At 66.0% G+C, this 19,993-nt stretch carries 20 protein-coding genes; 12 read left to right on the forward strand and 8 right to left on the reverse strand.

Annotation, left to right across the window (positions count from 1 at the left end; genetic code table 11):
• Positions 1-6 precede the first annotated feature (6 nt).
• The 4 genes from AC3A4T_RS08450 to AC3A4T_RS08465 all read left to right on the forward strand — a co-directional run bounded on the left by AC3A4T_RS08450 (position 7) and on the right by AC3A4T_RS08465 (position 4,571).
• Positions 7-936, forward strand: a complete 930-nt coding sequence (locus AC3A4T_RS08450) for an SMP-30/gluconolactonase/LRE family protein (RefSeq protein WP_487674975.1) — start codon at positions 7-9, stop codon at positions 934-936.
• A complete protein-coding gene (locus AC3A4T_RS08455; protein ID WP_487674976.1) occupies positions 933-1,817 on the forward strand; it encodes a 2-dehydro-3-deoxygalactonokinase in 885 nt (294 codons plus the stop codon). Before AC3A4T_RS08450 ends, AC3A4T_RS08455 begins: the two co-directional genes overlap by 4 nt.
• A 112-nt stretch (positions 1,818-1,929) precedes the next feature.
• Positions 1,930-3,492, forward strand: coding sequence for a sodium:solute symporter family transporter (locus AC3A4T_RS08460; RefSeq protein WP_487674977.1), 1,563 nt, complete (start codon positions 1,930-1,932; stop codon positions 3,490-3,492).
• Positions 3,493-3,743: 251 nt separating this feature from the next.
• The gene (locus tag AC3A4T_RS08465) at positions 3,744-4,571 is read left to right on the forward strand and encodes an aldose 1-epimerase (RefSeq protein ID WP_487674978.1); all 828 of its coding nucleotides are present in this window, start codon (positions 3,744-3,746) and stop codon (positions 4,569-4,571) included.
• A gap of 112 nt (positions 4,572-4,683) precedes the next feature.
• Here AC3A4T_RS08465 and AC3A4T_RS08470 read toward each other — a convergent pair whose 3' ends face one another.
• Positions 4,684-6,900, reverse strand: coding sequence for an alpha-galactosidase (locus AC3A4T_RS08470; RefSeq protein WP_487674979.1), 2,217 nt, complete (start codon positions 6,898-6,900; stop codon positions 4,684-4,686).
• 320 nt (positions 6,901-7,220) lie between these two features.
• Here AC3A4T_RS08470 and AC3A4T_RS08475 point away from each other — a divergent pair, with 320 nt between their 5' ends.
• Positions 7,221-7,961: a FadR/GntR family transcriptional regulator gene (locus AC3A4T_RS08475; RefSeq protein ID WP_487674980.1), complete on the forward strand. Its 741-nt coding sequence runs from the start codon at positions 7,221-7,223 to the stop codon at positions 7,959-7,961.
• Positions 7,962-8,297: 336 nt separating this feature from the next.
• On the forward strand, positions 8,298-8,708 hold the full coding sequence (gene yiaA, locus AC3A4T_RS08480) for an inner membrane protein YiaA (RefSeq protein WP_056113936.1): 411 nt from the start codon (positions 8,298-8,300) through the stop codon (positions 8,706-8,708).
• 87 nt (positions 8,709-8,795) lie between these two features.
• Here yiaA and AC3A4T_RS08485 read toward each other — a convergent pair whose 3' ends face one another.
• The 7 genes from AC3A4T_RS08485 to AC3A4T_RS08515 form a co-directional block, all read right to left on the reverse strand.
• On the reverse strand, positions 8,796-9,704 hold the full coding sequence (locus tag AC3A4T_RS08485; RefSeq protein WP_487674981.1) for a DUF6708 domain-containing protein: 909 nt from the start codon (positions 9,702-9,704) through the stop codon (positions 8,796-8,798).
• Positions 9,705-9,790: 86 nt separating this feature from the next.
• Entirely contained in the window at positions 9,791-10,354 is a 564-nt protein-coding gene (locus AC3A4T_RS08490) for a YggN family protein (RefSeq protein WP_487674982.1), read from the reverse strand.
• Positions 10,355-10,431: 77 nt separating this feature from the next.
• Positions 10,432-11,208, reverse strand: coding sequence for a DUF4097 family beta strand repeat-containing protein (locus tag AC3A4T_RS08495; protein WP_487674983.1), 777 nt, complete (start codon positions 11,206-11,208; stop codon positions 10,432-10,434).
• A gap of 109 nt (positions 11,209-11,317) precedes the next feature.
• Entirely contained in the window at positions 11,318-12,364 is a 1,047-nt protein-coding gene (locus AC3A4T_RS08500) for an ABC transporter permease (protein WP_487674984.1), read from the reverse strand.
• Positions 12,361-13,245, reverse strand: coding sequence for an ABC transporter ATP-binding protein (locus AC3A4T_RS08505; protein WP_487674985.1), 885 nt, complete (start codon positions 13,243-13,245; stop codon positions 12,361-12,363). Before AC3A4T_RS08505 ends, AC3A4T_RS08500 begins: the two co-directional genes overlap by 4 nt.
• Entirely contained in the window at positions 13,242-13,628 is a 387-nt protein-coding gene (locus AC3A4T_RS08510) for a GntR family transcriptional regulator (RefSeq protein WP_487674986.1), read from the reverse strand. Before AC3A4T_RS08510 ends, AC3A4T_RS08505 begins: the two co-directional genes overlap by 4 nt.
• Positions 13,629-13,632: 4 nt before the next feature.
• Positions 13,633-14,127 (reverse strand): hypothetical protein, encoded by a 495-nt coding sequence (locus AC3A4T_RS08515; RefSeq protein ID WP_487674987.1) that lies wholly within the window; start codon positions 14,125-14,127, stop codon positions 13,633-13,635.
• Between the two features lie 137 nt (positions 14,128-14,264).
• Between AC3A4T_RS08515 and AC3A4T_RS08520 the strand changes: the two genes are divergently transcribed.
• The 6 genes from AC3A4T_RS08520 to AC3A4T_RS08545 all read left to right on the forward strand — a co-directional run bounded on the left by AC3A4T_RS08520 (position 14,265) and on the right by AC3A4T_RS08545 (position 19,667).
• Positions 14,265-14,906, forward strand: coding sequence for a glutathione peroxidase (locus AC3A4T_RS08520; RefSeq protein WP_487674988.1), 642 nt, complete (start codon positions 14,265-14,267; stop codon positions 14,904-14,906).
• A gap of 259 nt (positions 14,907-15,165) precedes the next feature.
• Positions 15,166-16,110, forward strand: a complete 945-nt coding sequence (locus tag AC3A4T_RS08525) for an FKBP-type peptidyl-prolyl cis-trans isomerase (protein ID WP_487674989.1) — start codon at positions 15,166-15,168, stop codon at positions 16,108-16,110.
• Between the two features lie 151 nt (positions 16,111-16,261).
• Entirely contained in the window at positions 16,262-17,107 is an 846-nt protein-coding gene (locus tag AC3A4T_RS08530) for an FKBP-type peptidyl-prolyl cis-trans isomerase (protein WP_487674990.1), read from the forward strand.
• 152 nt (positions 17,108-17,259) lie between these two features.
• The gene (locus tag AC3A4T_RS08535) at positions 17,260-18,609 is read left to right on the forward strand and encodes a UDP-glucose dehydrogenase family protein (RefSeq protein WP_056113968.1); all 1,350 of its coding nucleotides are present in this window, start codon (positions 17,260-17,262) and stop codon (positions 18,607-18,609) included.
• A gap of 31 nt (positions 18,610-18,640) precedes the next feature.
• Positions 18,641-18,871, forward strand: coding sequence for a SlyX family protein (locus tag AC3A4T_RS08540; protein WP_487674991.1), 231 nt, complete (start codon positions 18,641-18,643; stop codon positions 18,869-18,871).
• A gap of 10 nt (positions 18,872-18,881) precedes the next feature.
• Positions 18,882-19,667, forward strand: coding sequence for a DUF2058 domain-containing protein (locus AC3A4T_RS08545; protein ID WP_487674992.1), 786 nt, complete (start codon positions 18,882-18,884; stop codon positions 19,665-19,667).
• The last annotated feature ends 326 nt before the right edge of the window (positions 19,668-19,993 follow it).

The raw sequence follows: 19,993 nt of genomic DNA on the forward strand, positions 1-19,993 counted from the left end.
GCGCCGATGCTTGAGTCCATGCGCGAGTCCGGGCATGAATCCGTGGCGACGCTCGCCGTCGACAGCCGCTGCAGACTCGGCGAATGCGTGCTGTGGTGCGAACGCGAGCAGGCGCTGTGGTGGACCGATATCCATGCCGCGCGCTTGTGGCGTTATCGGCCACAACTCGGACAGGTCCGGCAGTGGCGTTTGCCGGATCGCCTGGGATCGTTCGCGTTGTGCGAATCGGGACGATTGCTGCTCGGTTTGGCGAAAGGCCTGTACTTCGCCGACCCGCGTCAGGCCGAGCACGCCGAGGAACTCCCCGTGCAGGCGCTGGTGCCGGTCGATGCAGACCAGCCGACGCTGCGCATCAACGACGGCCGCGCCGACCGCAACGGCCGTTTCGTGTTCGGCACCCTCAACGAAGATCCGCGGCGCGCGCCGATCGGGCGGTTCCATCAGTATTCGCTGAGCCACGGCTTGCGCGTGCTGGATTTGCCCGGCGTGGCGATTCCCAACAGCCTGTGTTTCGACCTGGACGGGCGCGGCCTGTACTACTGCGATTCGCGCAGCGGCCGGATCATGCGCGCGGCCTACGACAGCGAGACGGCGAGGGTGGGCGAGCCGCGGCTGTTCGCGCGGGTGGACGCGCCGGCTTCTCCGGACGGCGCGGCGGTGGATCGCGACGGTCAGGTGTGGAGCGCGCATTGGGGCGCCGGGCGTGTGGTGCGTTACGCTCGCGATGGCCATGTCGATCGCAGTGTGCGGGTGCCGACCTCGAACGTCAGCTGCCTGAGTTTCGCCGGCCCCGCGCTGGATCGGATCTACATCACCACCGCGAGCGACGAACTCGACGACGCCGAGTTGAGCCTCCAACCCGAGGCGGGCGGCCTGTTCGTCGCTTCGATGCCGGGCGTGCGCGGGTTGGCCGAAGCGAGGTTCGACGACCGATGATCGCGATCGATTGGGGCACCAGCAGCCTGCGCGCGTTCCGGCTCGATCAGCAGGGAAGGGTGATCGACTCGCGCCGCTCCGATCAAGGCGTGCTCGCGTCCGCCGGTCGTTTCGAAGCGGTGCTCGACGAAATCGCGCAAGGTTGGGACGACCGCGTCGTGGCGATGGCCGGCATGGTCGGCAGCCGCCAGGGCTGGCACGAGGTCGCCTACGTGGCGTGTCCGGCGGGGCTGGACGAGATCGCCGAGGGCATGCGCCGGATCGAATCGTCGGTTCCGCGCGATCGCGAAGTGTGGATCGCGCCGGGGCTGAGCGTGACTCATGCCGATGGCGTCCACGATGTGATGCGCGGCGAGGAGACTCAGATCTGCGGATTGCTCGACCGGCTCGGGCCCGGTTCGCATCTGGCCTGCCTGGCCGGCACTCACTGCAAGCATCTGCGTATCGACGATGGCCGCATCCGCGATTTCTCCACCGCCATGACCGGCGAACTGTTTCAGGTGTTGAGCGAGCACAGCATCCTCGGCCGTTTGATGCAGCCCGGGCCGCACGATGCGCAGGGCTTCGCGCGAGGACTGGATCACGCCGGCCTGGATGGCGATCTGATCGAGCATCTGTTCGCGGTGCGTACGCACGGATTGTTCGACGTGCTGCCGGCGCCGGCGTTGCGCTCGTTCCTGTCCGGCCTGCTGATCGGCCATGAGCTTCGCCGGCTGCCGGCATCGGCGCAGACCGTGCATCTGATCGCGCCACCGGCCTTGCTGGAGCCGTACACGACCGCGCTGACCCGTCGCGGTCACCGCGTGCAGGTACACGACGAGCAGGTCTCCGCGCGCGGCCTGTACGCGCTCGCGCGACAGCGCGGTCTGCCAATGGAGTGAAGATTCATCGCGTCGCGACCGTGGCCGCGCGCGAATCTAGTTTTTCGTGGTTCCCGTGGTTTCGCAGTCAATCACCGGCACGCCGCATCGCCGGACCCAGGAAGAGAGGCGAATGATGCTGTCGGTATTGGATGTCGTGATCGTGTTGGGTTATCTGGCCGGTATCTTCTTGCTGGCGCAGTGGGTGTCGCGCGAGAAACAGGGGCACCGCAAGAATGCGCAGGATTATTTCCTGGCCAGCAAGTCCCTGCCGTGGTGGGCGATCGGCGCTTCGCTGATCGCGGCCAACATCTCCGCCGAGCAGATCATCGGCATGTCCGGCTCGGGCTATGCGCTGGGCCTGGCGATCGCGTCCTACGAATGGATGGCCGCGTTGACCTTGCTGATCGTCGGCAAGTTCTTCCTGCCGGTGTTTCTGCGCAACAACATCTACACCATGCCGCAGTTTCTGGAGAACCGGTACGGCCGCACGATCCGCATCGTCATGGCGGTGTTCTGGCTGATCCTGTACGTGTTCGTCAACCTCACCTCGATTCTGTGGCTGGGTTCGATCGCGGTAAGCCAGGTCACCGGCATGGACCAGCTCTACGCCTTGCTGTTGCTCGGCGGTTTCGCCCTGGCGTATCAGATCTACGGCGGGCTCAAGGCGGTGGCGCTGACCGACATCGTGCAAGTGTCGCTGCTGGTGCTCGGCGGTTTGATGATCACCGCGCTGACCTTGAACCGCATCGGCGAGGGGCAGGGCGTGATCGCTGGTTTCCGCCACCTGCTGGAGGTCCAGCCCGAGCGCTTCCACATGATCCTCAGTCGCGACAATCCCTATTACAAGGATTTGCCGGGCCTGGGCGTGTTGCTCGGCGGTTTGTGGATCATGAATTTCAGCTACTGGGGCTTCAATCAATACATCATCCAGCGCGGGCTGGCGGCCAAGGACATCGCCGAGGCGCAGAAGGGCGTGCTGTTTGCCGCGTTCCTGAAGTTGCTGGTGCCGGTGATCGTGGTGATTCCGGGCATCGCCGCGGTGGTGTTGGCGCCGGGATTGAGCAAGCCCGATCAAGCGTATCCGACCATGATGGGTTTGCTGCCGACCGGCGTGCTGGGCTTGGTGTTCGCGGCCCTGATCGCGGCGATCATGGCGTCGCTGGCGTCCAAGATCAATTCGGTGGCGACCATCTTCACCCTGGATTTCTACGCCAAGCTACGTCCGGATCAGGACGAGGCGAAACTGGTTCGGGTCGGCCGCATCGCCTCGCTGATCGCGGTCGCGCTGGGCATGCTCGCGGCCAAGCCGCTGCTGGGCAGTTTCGATCAGGCCTTCCAGTACATCCAGGATTTCACCGGTTATTTCACCCCGGGCATCACCGTGATCTTCCTGCTGGGCCTGTTCTGGAAACGCGCCAACGAAGCCGGCGCCCTGGCCGCGGCGATCGGCTCGGTGCTGTTGTCGATCGCGGTGCGGGTGATGTGGCCGGACTATCCGTTCATGAATCGCGTCGGCGTGGTGTTCTTGCTCGCGCTGGTACTGGCGGTGGTGGTTTCGTTGTTGAGCAAGACGCGGACCGGCAGCGATCTGATCCGCACCGACGACGTGAGTTATCGGACCCCGACCAGTTTCAACATCGGCTCGCTCGTCGTGGTGGTGATAGTGGCTGTGTTGTACGCCGTGTTCTGGTGATCACGGCCGATCTTCCCGGGAGAATTCGCATGCGATCCACACGCTTGAGCAAGCTGTCCGCGTTCGCTGTGCGCGATCCATGCAGCCGCGAACATCATTCGAGCGACGGTTTGTCGATGGGCGCCCTGGCACCGCATGCGACCGCGATGTGCCGGATCAGCGCGCGCTGACCCGCGCGCACGGCGGTGCAGGCGATGATGCTGGCCAGTGCGGGGTTGCGCGCGCGGATCGCGCCCGAGTGGGGCGGCGCGTTGCTCGGCCTGGACGCCGTCATCGATGGCCAGTTGGGGCCGCTGATGCGCACCACTGCGTTCGCGCCGTCGCCGGAGGGTGTCGTTCCTGACTCCAACCAGTTGGCCTGCTATCCGTTGCTGCCTTGGTCGAACCGCATCTCCGACGATGGCTTCGATTTCGACGGACGCCGCATCGACTTGCCGCGCAACCGCGACGACGAGCCCTGGCCGATTCACGGCAGCGGTTGGCAACGCGCCTGGCGCGTCGCCTACGCCGCCGCGGACGAGGCCTTGCTGGCGTTGGATGAAACCTCTGCTCGCGACTATCGCTATCGCGCAAACCTGCGTTACCGGCTGCGCGAACGCGCGTTGGAGGTGTCGCTGAGCGTGGTCAACATCGGCCTGAAGAGTCTGCCATTCGGACTGGGGCTGCACCCGTTCTTCCCGCGCGATGCCGACACGTGTCTGCGCGCCCCGGCGGACCGGATCTGGCTCAACAATGGCCGTACGCCGCTGCCGACCGAGTTGGCGGACATTCCCGAACCCTGGCGATTCGACGATATGCGCATGCTGCCCGCCGATTGCGTCGATCATGGTTTCGTCGGTTGGTCGGGCCGGGCGAACATCCGTTGGCCGCGTCGCCGACTGGGTTTGGACATCGACAGCGACGTCGACCGTTTCGTGCTGTACACGCCGGTGAGCGCGGACTTCTTCTGCTTCGAGCCAGTGGATCATGCGATCGACGCGGTTCATCTGCCCGGCGGCGCGCTCGCCCACGGCATGACCGCATTGGCGCCCGGAGCGCGTCTGCAGCGGCGTTTTCGTTTTACCGCTGTTGAGTGCTAGCGCGATTGAAACCCCAACGCCATTCGAACTCCCTCTCCCGCACGGCGGGAGAGAGCAGGGGTGAGGGCCTGAGCGCCAAAGGCGCGAATGCTGTTGCGTATCGAACCGCCTGTCACTTCGCCTCGAACACATACGCGGCCGCCTGAAAATCGCCACGCAAACTCACCGGCACGCCATGCGCCATCCAGTACGCGCCGCTGGCTTCGGCTGGTGCTGATTCAGGCCGCTCGCCACCGCCCACGCGTGCAATGCGATAGCGCCTGGCCGGATCGAGCCCGCGCAAGCGGATCGCCGGATCCGGCAGCGCCTTGGTCGAGCTGTGCAAGAACGCGAACAACACCGCCTGCTTTCGATCGGGCGAAACCGACAGCGTGGCCGAACGACGGCCACCGTCCCACGGCGACAGCAAGCGATACAGATCGCCCTGCTGCACGGTGCGGCGGATGCCCTTGTAGGCCTCGACCATGCGCGTGGCCGTGGCGAAATCGGCGTCCTTCCAATGATTGAGGTTGGCGCCGATGCCCAGGCCGCCCTGCATCGACGACAGGAAGCGATAGTCGAGCGAGGTTTCGCGCTTGTTGACCCAGTTGGGCGAGTCGGTCACCCAGGCCATCATCACCGCCGGCGCATAGGCGTGGCTGAAACCGTCCTGCATGCTCAACCGGTCGTAGGGATCGGTGTTGTCCGACGGCCACACCTGATCGGTGAACGCCATGATGCCCATGTCGACGCGGCCGCCGCCGCCGGAACACGATTCGATCTCCAAATGCGGATGCTTGCGGCGCAGCTCGGCCAGAATCCAGTACAGGTTGCGCACGTACTCGACGTAGAGCTTGGGCTGGTCTTCCGGCGCCAGTTGCGACCAGCCCGGCTCGGACCAGTTGCGGTTGTAATCCCATTTCAGGAACTGGATGTCGTTGCGGGTGACCAGGTCGTCGAGCACCTTGAACAGGTGATCGCGCACATCGCGCCGGGCGAGATTGAGCACCAGCTGATTGCGCGCCGGCGTGAGCGGACGGCCGGGAAACTGGATCGCCCAGTCCGGATGCGCGCGGTACAGATCGCTGTCGGGGTTGACCATTTCCGGCTCGACCCACAGCCCGAACTCCATGCCCAGGCCATGCACTTTGTCGATCAGCGGTTTGAGCCCGTTCGGGAATTTGTTCGGATTGACCGTCCAATCGCCCAGTCCGGCCTTGTCGCTGTTGCGCGCGCCGAACCAGCCGTCGTCCATAACGAAACGTTCAACGCCGATGCGCGCGGCTTTTTCGGCCAAAGCCATCTGACCGGCTTCGTCGACCGCGAACTCGGTGGCTTCCCAACTGTTGTAGAGCACCGGACGCAGCCGCGGCTTGCCGTTGCCGGGCAGGATGCGTTCGCGCTGGAAACGATGCATCAGGCGCGAGGCGCCGCCCATGCCTTGCTCGGAATAGCCGGCGTAGAACACCGGCGTATCCAGGGTTTCGCCGGGCGCGAGGCGGTAGGCAAAATCATAGGGGTTGTAGCCGCCGACCACGCGCACCGCGCCGAGCTGATCCTTGTCGATGCTGATCCGCCACGATCCCGACCACGCCAGCGCGCCGAACCACACCGGCCCGCTTTCTTCGCTGGACACGCCGTCGCGGCCGATCGCGAACCACGGCGTGTTCTGCTGGCCGGTGGAACCGCGCCGGCTTTCCAGTACGGTCGCGCCTTCGGTGACCGGGCGCTGCTGCAGGGTCCATTCGCCGGCCCAGCGGCCGGTGAGGTGATGCAGCCGGTAGTCGTTTTCGGGCGCGAGAGTGTAGGAAGCCGATGCGGCCTGATCGATGCGCACCGGCGTGTCGCCCTGATTCTCGATCGAGGCCGAACGCCCGACCACGCCGGTGTCGGCATCGATGGTGTAGCGCAGGCTCACCTGCAGCGGCGCGGCGATGTCCTTCATGCGGATGACGAGGGCGTCGCCTTCGATGCGATGCGATACATAGCGCAGCACCGTGTCGCGGTTGCCGTCGGCATACGCGACCTTGAGCGCGACCTCGCTGTAGATGCCGCCGCCCTGGGCCGGAAATTCCTGCGGCGTGACCGAGGCGGACAGGTCGAAACTGGCATGGCCGGGCAGCGCCTTGACCGGGCCGAGCCGGTCGCCGTCGGTGAGCCGTCCGCCCCAGTGCACGGCCTGCAACTGGCCGTTCTCGTTAATGCCGAAGGCGTAGGTGACCTGACCGCCGTCGAGGCGAAACACCCGGGTCCGCGCATCGAAACCCACCGACGCCCGCGCCGGATCGGGAAGTAAGCACAACACGATGAACGCCGCGCCGACCGCGGCGCGAAGCAGAAACGAACCCATGCAGACCCCTCCGTCTGACCATTGTCGTATTTATCATATAAATATAGCGATGTCGACCCGGCCACGACGATCGCGCTCATGCAGAGCGTGCACCGTGGATCGCACGAGCGTCGGCGTCGAAACAGGGCGAGGCGAGATGAACCAAAACCTCTTCGCCAGCGCGTCTGCCGATGTCGGGCCGCGTGCTATCGTGTCGGCGAACAAGGCCTGGGTGCTTGCCGGAACGGTTCGGCGTCGCGAAGATCGTACCCACCCCCCATCGAGCATTTCGGAAGATGCCTCCTATCGAGTCCGCCGGACGATCGCAGTTGAGCGGCCGCATGACGCTGACGGAACAGCTGCTCGATGCATTGGGCAGGGAAATCGTGCTGGGCCGTTTCGCCGAAAGCGGGTTTCCCACCGAGGCGGAAATTTCCGAGGCCTATTCGACCAGCCGCGGCGTCACCCGCGAAGCGATCAAGATGCTCACCTCCAAAGGCATGCTGTCGGCGCGCCCGCGCAGCGGCATCGTGGTCCAGCCCGAGCGCAGTTGGAGCCTGCTGGATGCCGACGTGCTGCGCTGGATGCTCGAGCGCAAGTTCTCCTACAAATTGCTGCAGTCGTTCACCGAGATGCGGTTGGGCATCGAGCCCACCGCGGCGGCCCTGGCCGCGCGTCGCGCCGACGCCAAGGCCATCGAGGGCATCGAGCGCGGCCTGCAACGGATGATCGCGGCCGAACGCGGCGAGGACGATCATCTGACCTCCGATGTGGCCTTCCACGTCGCCATCCTCGATGCCACCGGCAACCCGTTCTACGTGCAACTGCACGAACTGGTGAACACCGCGCTGCGCATCTCGATCCAGCTGACCAATCGCATCAAGGGCCATACCGCGAGCATTCCCGCGCACCGGCGCGTGCTCGATGCGATCAAGGCCGGCGATGCGGTGGCCGCGCACGCGACGATGTCGAGCATCATCAACGACGTGCTGGTGTTGATCGCCGATGCGCAGGCGCGCGAAGCCGACCAGGGCAAGCCGCGCAAGCGGGTGGCCAAGACGCCGGTCCGATCCGGCAAGTGAGCTAGCCGCGATGCGCGGCGCGGCGGTAAGGCGCGCGGCCTCGTCTCGGTTCGGTCGAGCCGTTATCGCGGCGAATTCCGGCCTGGCCGGTCGATAGCGACGACGCGCCGGGAGCGCGGCCGAATCGGCGAAACCCACGCTATCGATCGTCCGGCATGAGGCATGTTCCGAGCCTTTTCAAGGGCGGGCGGCAACGCCATGCGCAGGTGACAGCGATCACGGTAATCGGCATAGTGACCGCGCGAGCTGGGAGCGCTCGCACGGTGAGCCGGCCGCGTCATGGGCCGGCGCAGAGTGGCTTACGTCAGCCGATTACTTTCGACAAGGAAAGCAAAAATGAACCGTGCCATCTCCCATAAGCCCACCGCGGCTTTTGTCGGCGCTTCGTGGACCGCGCTCATGCTGGGCGCGCTGGCCTATCTGGTCGGCCTGTGGAACACGCAGATGCTGCTCAACGAGAAAGGGTATTACCTGACCTTGCTGCTGTACGGCCTGTTCGCGGCCGTGTCGGTGCAGAAGGCGGTGCGCGACCGGATGGAAGGCATCCCGGTCACCAATATCTACTACGGTCTGGCCTGGACCTCGGTGATGAGCGCACTGGTGCTGCTGTGCATCGGCCTGTGGAACGCCGGCATCAGCCTGAGCGAGAAAGGCTTCTACGGCATGGCCTATGCGTTGAGCCTGTTCGCGGCGATCGCGGTGCAGAAGAACACCCGCGACAGCGGCACGGCCGACGAGTACGAGTAAGTCGCGGCGGCTGGCCTGCGCCGCGATCCGCGGCGGATCGCGGTGTCGCCGCGGCCGACGCCTGTCAGGCGCGTGCTTGGCAAACAGTCACGCGGCCGCCGTCGGCGCGCCGCGCGATTGCGCGTCCAGTTCCGCCGGCCATTGCGGCCTGGGCGCCAGGCGCACGGCGAGGTAGCGCATCAGGCCAAGCGGCAGCAACAGCCAGAACATCGGCAGCATCAACGCAAGGCTGGCGATCCATTCGAGCACATGCATCTGCTGGCGATAAGCGGCACCTTCCGCGCTCGGATCGAGGAACGGCATGAAGAAGAACGCGCTGCGGCGGAAATTGACGTCGTCCAGCCGCGGCGTCTGCGGCGGCAGGTTGTCTGGGCCGTGCTCCATGTAGGCGCGGCAGTAATCCCACATGCGCCGCATATCGGCTTCGTCGATGCTCTGACCGCCGAGTTGAATGCGGTCGACGACCTCCAGCGTGCCCGGCTTGCAGTGGCTCAGAAACAACGCGTAACGCACGCTGTTTCCGGCCTGGCGGGTGATTTCGGCGTGGGTGTCGGCCCAGTCGAAAACCTTGATGGTTTGCGGCCAGCGCACGAAGGGATTGGCCTTCCAGGCGAATTCGTAAATGTAGATCTTGCCGCGGGCGCGATTGAAGCGCACCGGCGTGTCGGAAGGCACCGTGGTGTCCAGGCGAACGCAAAACACCGCGAGTGCGACCACGCCGAGGGAGGCGATCGACAGCGCGATGTCCCACACGGTCCAGTCGCGCCACGAGCCCGGAAACAGGCCGTAGGCAAAAATACACAGCGCGAAGCAGCCGCCGAAAATCCCCAGGCCCCTGATCAGGACCTCGGTGCGCGACAGCTCCAGATAGTTGGCGTCGATATGGCGGAGATTGCCGTTGGCCGAAAGCCCGTCGCGCGGCGGTGCGTCGCCGCGCGGCTGATCCTCGTACCAATACTCCACCGGCGGCAACAGCCGTCCCTGCGTTCGCTCCATGGCCGATCGATCCTTGTCCACACCGAATGGCGTGCAGTATTCGGCTCGGTCGCGATCGCCGCAAGGCGAATGGAGCGGGGCGGTTACTACTTCTGACAATCCAACGACGTGGTCGCGTCGAGACGCGCGAACGGTTGGAACGCGGGCAGACTGGCGGCGAGGGCCTGTTGCGTGGTGTGCAACTCGGCGACGTGCATGCACATGGCCTGGGCTTTCTTCTCCAGCTCCGCGGTCTGCGCGTCGACGTCCTTGCCGACCTGATCGGGATCGCCGCCCTTGAACGCGGCTTCGATCGCGCCACTGACGGCCTTGCCGGCCAGTTGCGCGCCGGCCTTGCCCATCGCCGCGCCTTCCAGGCCGATCGCCGTGGCGTGGGTGTAGTAGCTCTTGCTCAGCGCCTGTTGCGGGGCGGTCAGGGCGATCGCGCGACCGTCGATGCTGAGCGCGCCGTCGGCGGCGATCCGCGCCACCGCATCGCCGTTGCGCAATTGCACCTGCTGGTCGTCGATCTTGAGAAAGCCCAGCGGCGAGCCTTGCACGTCGGCCGGCGCGGTCGGCGCCGGCGAACAACCGGCGGCGGACGCCACCGCGAGCGCTACGGCGAGCAGGCCCGGCAACAGCGGCGACATCGAAGCGTTCATGGCCTTCATGGCGGAATCCCGAGAGGTGGTGCGGAGGAAGAAAGCGCGCGGCACGACACCGCGCGCGAAATCACTTGTTTACGTCTTCACTTGTCCACGTCGACGCGGCCGCTGACGCCGCGGTGATCGACCGAGCCGCTGCCGACCTTGCGCACGGTCAGATCGCCGCGCACGTCGTCGACGACCAGGTCGCCCGAGCCCAGGCGGTCGAGCTCGACCGAGCCGCCGACCTGGCTCAGTTCGACATCGCCCGAACCGATCGAACCGAGCTTGGCGCCGCCGCCGATGTGCTTGGCCTTGAGATCGCCCGAACCGACCGAGATCACCTGCAGCGAGCCGATGCGTTCGAGATCGACATCGCCCGAGCCGATGTCGGCGGTGGTCACGCCACGCACGTTGCGCGCTTCGACATCGCCCGAGCCCAGGTCGATGCTCAGCCCGGCCACGTTGTCGATCCGGGCGTCGCCGGAACCGAGCTTGAGCTGGACGCGCATGCTGTCGGGCAGGCTGGCCTGCAGCTTCATGTAGCGGTAGCCGTTGAAGCCGAAGTTGATGCCGTAGCGATGTTCGGCGCGGACCACCAGCTTGTCGCCGACGCGCTGCTGGATCAGAGTCATGCCGTCCAGGTCGGAGGCGTCCGAGGCGCAGGCGCGGCCAGTGACCGCGGCGCGGGCGCCGGGCGCGCCGGTGACGACCAGATCGTCGGAGCCGATCTCGAACACCACCGCTTTGACCCCGGCCAGGTCCAGTTGCAGATTGCGCGGCTGCGAATGTTCGCAGCGTTCGCCGGCCTGGGCGGCGAGCGGCAGTACCGCCGCGGCGGCGAGCAGCAGGGTGGCCGGCAGAAGAAGGGCGTGTCGCATCGTGTGCTCCGAATGAAAGGGTCGAGGTCTTGATGCGCGCGAAGCGGTGATGGTTGCAATCGATCTCCCGCCCGCCGCCGTGATCGCAGCGACGGGCGGGGACATCGGATCAGCCTTCGTCGCGCCAGCGGCGCAGGCGGATCGCGCCGTAGACCATCGCCGCGCCGATCGCCGCGCCGACCCACAAGTCGATGGTGGTCAGGGCATGCAGGTTGGTGGTGAAGTCGATCGACGACTGGGTCAGTGCCTGCGGCCCGTCGACGGCGGCGCGCTGGGCGTCGTTGGCGATCTGCGGGCTCAGCATCCAGCTGCCGGGAACCACGCTCAACAAGCCGCGGTAACCGATGATGTAGGCCAGACGCAGCGCCGGGAAACCGGTGTCGGGGGTGACGATCGCCAGGAACACGTTGACCAGGCCGATGAACACGCACGCCAGCAGCGGAATCACCACCGCCCAGATGAACGGCACGCTGCGCGCCCAGGCCGAGCACAGCATCAGCCAGCCGACGGTCGGCAGCGCCCACAGTGCGTACACCGGCAGCGACAGCAGGACTTGCGCGACCACTCGCAGCGGATGCGCCTGCACGAAGATCGCCGACGCGCCGTCGACGCCGTTGAGCACGGCGGTCAACCAGGCCAGGACCCACAACACCAGTCCGACCAGCAGACCGATCGCCGCGGCCAGCGCCGGCGCCAGCACCAGCGCCCACAACAGCTTGGACAGTACCGCCTGGGTGTCGGAGATCGGCAGCGATTTCCAGAACAGAATGCTGCGGTCCTTGCGTTCGTCGTAGATCGAGCCCAGGGCGTAGAAGAACACCACGAACACGAACACCATGAACACCATCGCCAGGCCGCCGCTCAGGGCGAGATCGCCGATCTGGCCGGCCGATTCGGCCTTGCTGGAGAAGTCCATATTGACGCCGTGCGCTTCGCCCTTGCCGAGGTAGTAGTGGAACGCCGCGGACAGGCCGATCGCGGTGATGACCGCGAGCACGATCGCGATCGCGCCGGCAATCAGCGGGCCCCATACGAAGCCGCCGCGATGCTCCCAGTATTCGCGCTTGAGCAACATCTTGAAGGTCTGCATCGGCGTGATCGTGGTCATCGCACGCGCGGCGGGAGGGGCCTGGAGGTCGTCGTGGGTGGCATTCATGCGTAGGTCCCCTTCATGGTGGCGACGAACAGGTCGGCCAGGCCCGGCGTGCGGGTTTCGCCCAGTCCGTTGAGCTGCGCGGCCGGCACGCCGTCGAACAGCATCACGGTCTTGCCGAAGGGCAGGGCGCGTTCGTCGAGCGGGCCGAGAATCTTGGCGTGGTCGGCCTTGTCGCGGTCGACCAGCACTTCGACGAAACGGTCGCTGAGGTGTTCCATCGGGCAGTCGAGCACGATCTTGCCGTCGCGGATGAACATCACGTCGGTGAGGATGTGTTCGATCTCCTCGACCTGGTGGGTGGTGATGATGATGGTCTTGTTCTCGTCGAAGTAGTCTTCCAGCAGGCGCTGGTAGAACTGCTTGCGGTACAGGATGTCCAGGCCGAGGGTGGGTTCGTCGAGCACCAGCAGGCGCGCGTCGATCGCCATCACCAGCGCCAGGTGCAGTTGCACGATCATGCCCTTGGACATTTCGCGAACGCGCAGGTCCGGCTTGAGCTGGGTGCCGTGCAGGAAGCGCTCGCATTTGGCGCGGTCGAAGCGCGGATGCACGCCGGCGACGAAGTCGATCGCCTCGCGTACCCGCAGCCAGCGCGGCAGCACCGCGACGTCGGCGATGAAGCACACGTCGCGCATCAGTTCGTCGCGCTGGGTGCGCGGGTCGCGGCCGAGCACCGACAGTTCGCCGTCGAACGCGATCAGTCCCAGCACCGCCTTGAGCGCGGTGGTCTTGCCGGCGCCGTTGGGGCCGATCAGGCCGACGATGCGGCCGGCCGGGATGTCGAAGCTGGTGTCGTCGAGCGCGAGCTTGTTGCGATAGACCTTGCGCAGGCCGCGCGCGGTGATGATGTGGCCCGGATCGATGTGGATGGCATTGGTCATGGTGCGTCCGCCTTGTCGTTGCCGTTGCTGACGCCGCTGCCGAGCAGTTCCTCGGTGCGCAGGCCCAATCGGGCGATGCGCTCCAGGACCAGCGGCCATTCCTCTTGCAGGAAGCGTTCGCGCTCGTTCATGAGCAATTTCCTGGAAGCTTCTTCGGTCACGTACATGCCCAGTCCTCGGCGTTTTTCGACCAACGCCTCGTCGGCCAACTCCTGGTAGGCGCGCGAGACAGTGATGGGATTGAGTTGATATTCCGCGGCGACCTGCCTCACCGAGGGCAGGGCATCGCCGGGCTTGAGCACGCCGTCGAGCATCATCGCGACGACGCGTTCCTTGAGCTGGCGATAGATCGGAGCGCCGTCGCTCCATTGGATTGCGGTCATGGGTTCAGCCCCGCGACAAGAAGGAGAAATAAGGCATCACGAGATTCCGTCGGTTGTGACGCGCGGCGGTCCCGGCCTTGCGCTTGGTTTCGTTGCTTGCCGACTCCGCGGCAGGTGGGGTTTGCAGGGAGTTGGCCACCGCGCCCAGGTCGGCGACTTCGCTGGCCAGACCGCCGGCGAAGGCGGCGATCCCGACCGCGGTGGTGCTGCTTTCGAGCTGCTGGGCGCGCGCCTCGATCCGGCGGGCGACCTGGGCGACGTCGCTGGAGCGCGCCTTGGCGCGTTCGACGAAGGCGCGATCGAAGCCGATCTGGGCCTTGACCACGCCCAGGTCGAGTTCCAGCGGGCGGGTGGCCGGGGCGTCGGCGGCGAGCACCGCCATGCCGGCCGGGGAGCCCAGCGCCGGATTCGGCACCGGCATCATCACCACCAGGCCCAGCACCAGGGCGCCGCCGGCGGCCATCAGAGCGGATATCGAGTTATGGAGCTTGCGGTTCATCTTGAACGTCCTGCTCGTTAGTGGGCCGGTGTTGTATGCAACTATAACACCAACTCACGGCATGTCAATCGCTCTTGACCCAACTGAAGTCATACTTGGCGCCCGCCGTCCCCAATCGCCCCTGCGAGCCCGCCCCGATGACCTTCCCGTCGCTTTCCCTTCCGCGCCCGGCCCGTATCGCCGGCCTTTCCGTCCTGGTGTGCCTGGTCCTTGCCGCCGGCAGCGCCGCCGCGGCCGGTGGCGGCCTGCTCGATCGCAGCTTCCGTCCGCTGGCCGGCAAGGTGCCGGTCGATCTGAACAAGGCCTACGGCGGCGACGTGGTGCTGGTGGTCAACACCGCCAGCAAATGCGGTTTCACCCCGCAGTTCGAGGCCCTGGAAGGCCTGCAGTCCAAGTACAAGGCGAAGGGTTTCGCCGTGCTCGGCTTCCCGTCCGGCGATTTCCGCGCGCAGGAATTCGAGGACGAAAAACAGATCCAGGAGTTCTGCACCCTGACTTACGGGGTCAAGTTCCCGATGTTCGAGAAGGTGCACGTGATCGGCGATCAGGCCACGCCGCTGTACAAGGACTTGGCCAAGGCCGCCGGCGAGGCGCCGAAGTGGAATTTCCACAAGTATCTGATCGGCCGCGACGGCAAGTTGATCGCGAGCTACGGCAGCAAGGTCACTCCGGACGATCCCAGCATCGTCGCGGCGATCGAGCGCGCGCTCGCCGCGCCGCGCGCGAAGGGTGGGGCGGCTTCGGCGTCGACCTCGGCGGCGGCGAAGAAATCGCCCTGAGCATCGCGGATTGCCGCTCGCGCGTCATCGCAAGCGCACACAGCCGAGCGAATCTGCGCACGCGGTCGGGTTTTCGCGCGGCCCGCGCCTTTCGTCGCCAGGAACTTAGCGGCTTGTCCGCCGTCACACTGGAACATTGCCGGCATAGCGCCGGCCCGCGACAATGTCGGGCTGGCGCCCGGTCGCGGCGTATCGATCCATCGCTCCGGGTTCGCCCCTGGAACATTCAGAGATTTGCAACTTAAGGAGCTCTACCCCGATGAAGGCTTTCGTGCGCGGCGCAGCCGTGTTGATCACTACTGCAGCGCTCGTGAGCGGCGCCGCCTCTGCCCAGGACAAGTCCGTGCTCGCCAACGACCGTGAAAAAATCAGCTACGCCATCGGCCTGGACGTGGCCTCCTCGCTCAAGCCGGTCGGTCCGGACCTGGACACCGCCGCGTTCGAACGCGCGGTCAAGAACGTCTTCGACGGCGGCAAGCCGCTGATCACCCAGGACGAAGCGCGCACCGTCGACACCGCCCTGCGCGCGCGCATCGCCGCGCGCGACGGCAAGCCGGCCGCGGGCGCCGCGCCGGGTTCGCAGCCGCCGGCGGTGGACAAGGGCAAGGTCGGCCTGCTGATCGGCACCTTCATGGTCGGCCCGGCCCTGCAGCAGATCAAATCCGAAATCGAAGTGCCGGTGCTGGTGCAGGCCGTGCGCACCTCGCTGAGCGGCGGCAAGCCGCTGCTAGCCGAGGGCGAGGCGCGCACCCTGCTGACCAATTTCAGCGAGCGCATGCAGGCCAAGGCCAAGACCGAGGCCGCCGCCGCCGGCGAAAAGAACCTCAAGGACGGCAAGGCGTTCCTGGAAGAGAACAAGAAGGTCAAGGGCGTGTTCGTGACCGGCTCGGGCCTGCAGTACATGATCCTGCGCCAGGGCTCGGGCGAGCGTCCCAAGCCGACCGACAAGGTCAGCGTGAACTACAAGGGCACCTTGCTCGACGGCAAGACCTTCGACAGCTCCTACGATCGCGGCCAGCCGGCCGAATTCCCGGTCAACGGCGTGATCCAGGGCTGGCAGGAAGGCCTGGCGATGATGCCGGTCGGCAGCAAGTTCAAGTTCTGGATTCCGGCCGAACTGGCCTACGGCCCGAACGGCGCGCCGCCGAGCATCGGTCCGAACGCGACTTTGACCTTCGAAGTCGAGTTGCTCGACATCCTGTAATCCCCCCGCTGCGCGGGTCGCGGCCGGGAGCGGCGGCGGACGCGCGCAGACGCGTAGCGTTCAGTTGCCGGCCGGCAACGTGTGCAGCCGGCGCGGTTTCCCACCTTCCGGATATTCAGTCTTTCAGGAGTGCAGTTTGATGAAGCCTTTCATGCGTAACACCGCCCTCGCGTTCGCGGTCGCCTCGATGGCGCTGTTCGCGTCGGGTTGCGACAAGGCCGGCAAGCCGGCCGGCGACAAGGCGGCCGAAGCCAAGCCCGGCGAAAAATCCGCCGACGGCAAGAGCGAGGTCAAGGTGCTCGGCGGCATGAAGACCGAGAAGGAACAGGACAGCTACCTGATCGGCATGGACATGGGCCGTTCGCTGGAACTGCTCAAGGACGATCTGGACCTGGCCGTGCTGCAGAAGGCCATGCAGGCCAACATCAAGGGCGACAAGGCCCTGTTGACCGACGAGGAAGCCCAGCAGATCCGTCAGCGCCTGCAGGAAAAAGTCCGCACCAAGCAGATGGAAAAGATGGTCGCGCTGGCCAAGACCAACCTGGCCGACGGTGAGAAGTTCCTCGCCACCAACGGCAAGAAGCCGGGCGTGGTGACCACCGCGTCGGGCCTGCAGTACCAGATCCTCACCGAGGGCAAGGGCGTCAAGCCGAAGGTCAGCGACACCGTGCGCGTGCACTACAAGGGCACCTTGCTCGACGGCAAGACCTTCGACAGCTCCTACGATCGCAACGAACCGGCGGTGTTCCCGCTCGGCGCGGTGGTCCCGGGCTGGCAGGAAGGCATCGCGCTGATGCCGGTCGGCAGCAAGTTCAAGCTGTGGATCCCGAGCAAGCTCGGTTACGGCGAGCAGGGCACCCCGGGCGGCCCGATCGGTCCGAACGCGACCTTGGTGTTCGACGTGGAACTGCTCGACATCGTCAAGGGCGACGCCGGCGGTCCTGGTGGTCCGGCCGGCGCGGAATCGGCCGCGATGGGCGACGGCCACAAGCATTGACGCAATGAAGCGGGACTAAAACGACAGGACCGATGGGAATGGGGAGTGGACGGTTCACGCGCTCGCGCGCGGGACCGTTCCATTCCCTGTTCCCTGTTTTGTTCCAGCCGTCGATTCCCGCTGTTCGCTTCACCTAGAACGAGAACCAACGCATGCGCGTCACCATCTTCGGCACCGGTTATGTCGGCCTCGTCACCGGGACCTGCCTGGCCGATGTCGGCCACGACGTGGTCTGCGTCGATATCGACGCGGCCAAGGTCGAGGGCCTCACGCGCGGCGTGATTCCGATCTACGAGCCCGGCCTGGAGCCGATGGTCAAGGCCAACCACGCCGCCGGCCGTCTGCACTTCACCACCGATGCGGCCGCCGCGATCGGCCACGCCGACCTGATCTTCATCGCGGTCGGCACGCCGCCCGACGAAAGCGGCAGCGCCGATCTCAAGTACGTGCTGTCGGTGGCCTCGACCATTGGCCGGCATATCGAACGCCCGGTGGTGGTCGTGAACAAGTCGACCGTACCGGTCGGCACCGCCGACAAGGTCGAGGCGACCATCGCCCGCGAACTGGCGTCGCGCGGCGTCGATGTCGCCTTCGATGTCGCCTCCAACCCCGAATTCCTCAAGGAAGGCGATGCGGTCGCCGACTGCATGCGGCCGGACCGCATCGTGATCGGCGCGGCCAATCCGCTCGCGGTGGAAAAGCTCAAGCGCCTGTACGCGCCGTTCAACCGCAATCACGAGCGCATCGTGGTCATGGACCTGCGCTCGGCCGAACTGACCAAGTACGCCGCCAACGCGATGCTGGCGACCAAGATCAGTTTCATGAACGAGATCGCCAACATCGCCGAGAAAGTCGGCGCCGATATCGAAATGGTCCGCCAGGGCATCGGCTCGGACCCGCGCATCGGCTGGCACTTCATCTACCCCGGCGCCGGTTACGGCGGCTCGTGTTTCCCCAAGGACGTACAGGCGCTGTCGCGCACCGCGCAGCAGCATGGCTACGACGCGCATCTGCTCGACGCGGTGGAAACCGTCAACGACAACCAGAAGGGCCACCTGTTCGAACTGATCCAGCGTCATTACGACGGCGCGCCGATCGCGGGCAAGACCTTCGCGGTGTGGGGGCTGGCGTTCAAGCCCAACACCGACGACATGCGCGAAGCCTCCAGTCGTACCTTGCTGGCCCAGCTGTGGCAGGCCGGCGCGCGCGTGCGCGCTTACGATCCGGAGGCCAACGAGGAAGCGCATCGCATCTTCGGCGAGCGCGAGGATCTGGTCCTGTGCGACTCGGCCCGCGCCGCGCTCGCCGACGCCGACGCGCTGGTGGTGGTGACCGAGTGGAAGCAGTTCCGCAGCCCGGATTTCGTCCGCGTCCGCCAGGCTCTGGCCGATGGCGTGATCTTCGACGGACGCAACCTGTACCATCCCGACGAAGTCGAAGCGGCGGACCTGGCCTATTACGGCATCGGCCGCGGCCGCTCGATCCTGATCGACGGCGCATGAGCCGTCTTCGCCGCCGATGGATGCAATGCCTGTGAGCTTCGAACTTGAACAGCGTCTGGTCGACCTGGAAACGCGCATCGCGTTCCAGGAACATGCGCTGGGCGAACTGAGCGATGCGCTCGCCGCCGCGCGCAGCGAGGAAGCACGCAACACCTTGCTGCTGTTCCGCGCGCTGGAAGAGATCAAACACCTGCGCGCCGCGATGGCCGCCAGCCCGTTGACCGGCGATGTCGGCAGCGAACCACCCCCGCCGCACTATTGAACACCGAGCAATGAGCGACACACTTCGCGATCAACTGTTGGGCCTGGGCTTCAAGCCCGCGCCCAAGCCCGAGCGCAGCGAGCGCAAGGGCGACGACCGCCGTGGCGGCGGCCCTGACCGGCCCGACGCCGCGCGCGGCAACACCAAACCCGGCGCCTCGCGCGCCGACGGCCGACGCGCCGACGGAAAACCGGGCCCGCGCCACGACGGCGCGCGCAAGCCCGGCGAGCAGCGTTCCGGCAAACCGCCGGGCGCGCGGCCCGACGGCGCTCGCGGCGATCAGGCGCGACCGGCGTCCAAGCCCGGCGAAGGCCGCAGGCCCGATCAGCGCGGCCCGCGTCCGGGCGCGCCGGGCAAGCCGCGCACGCGCGAGGACATCGACCTGGCCAAGGCGTACGCGATCCGCGCCCAGCGCGAGAAAGACGAACGCATCGCCGCCGAGCAGGCCAAGCAGGAAGAGGCGCGGCTGCGCCGCGAAGCGCGAGCCAAGCTCACCGAGCTGGTCAAGGGCCAGGGCCTGAACCAGGCCGACGCCGAAATCGCCCGGCATTTCCCGTATGGCGGCAAGATCAAGCGGGTCTACGTCAATGCCGAACAGCTCAAGCAGCTCAACGCCGGCGAACTGGGCGTGCTGCAGCTGGAAGGCCGCTACGTGCTGGTGACGGCGGCCTTGCTGGCGCAGGCGGAGGAGATTTTCCCGCAGGCGGTGGCGTTGAAGGTCGACCCGAATGCGCCGGCGGAGGACGATCCTTACGCCGATCCGCAGTATCAGGTGCCGGACGATCTGGTCTGGTGAGTGGGGAAGGGTGAGGTTGTTGTTGTGATTGCGAAAGCAACAGCAACAGCAACAGCAACAGCAAATCCCCCGCGCTGAGGTTCGACCCGATAAGGGGGGTGCGCTTAGCGCCGCCCCCTTTTTCAAAGTGGGCACCGGATAGGCGCGATCTTGCCAACTTTCAGAAGCTTGAAAGCTCGGAACCGAAGCCGAAGGTCAAAAGACAAAGCGACAAGCCGAGAGCAAGAGTTGAAAGCTAAGAGCTAAAAGTTGGAAGCCACGCTGCCTTCGATACTCCAACGCTTACAAACGAAGCCGCTGCAACCCATTGCCCACTTTGTGAGGGG

Source organism: Lysobacter sp. Soil_N_51, from assembly GCF_057655755.1.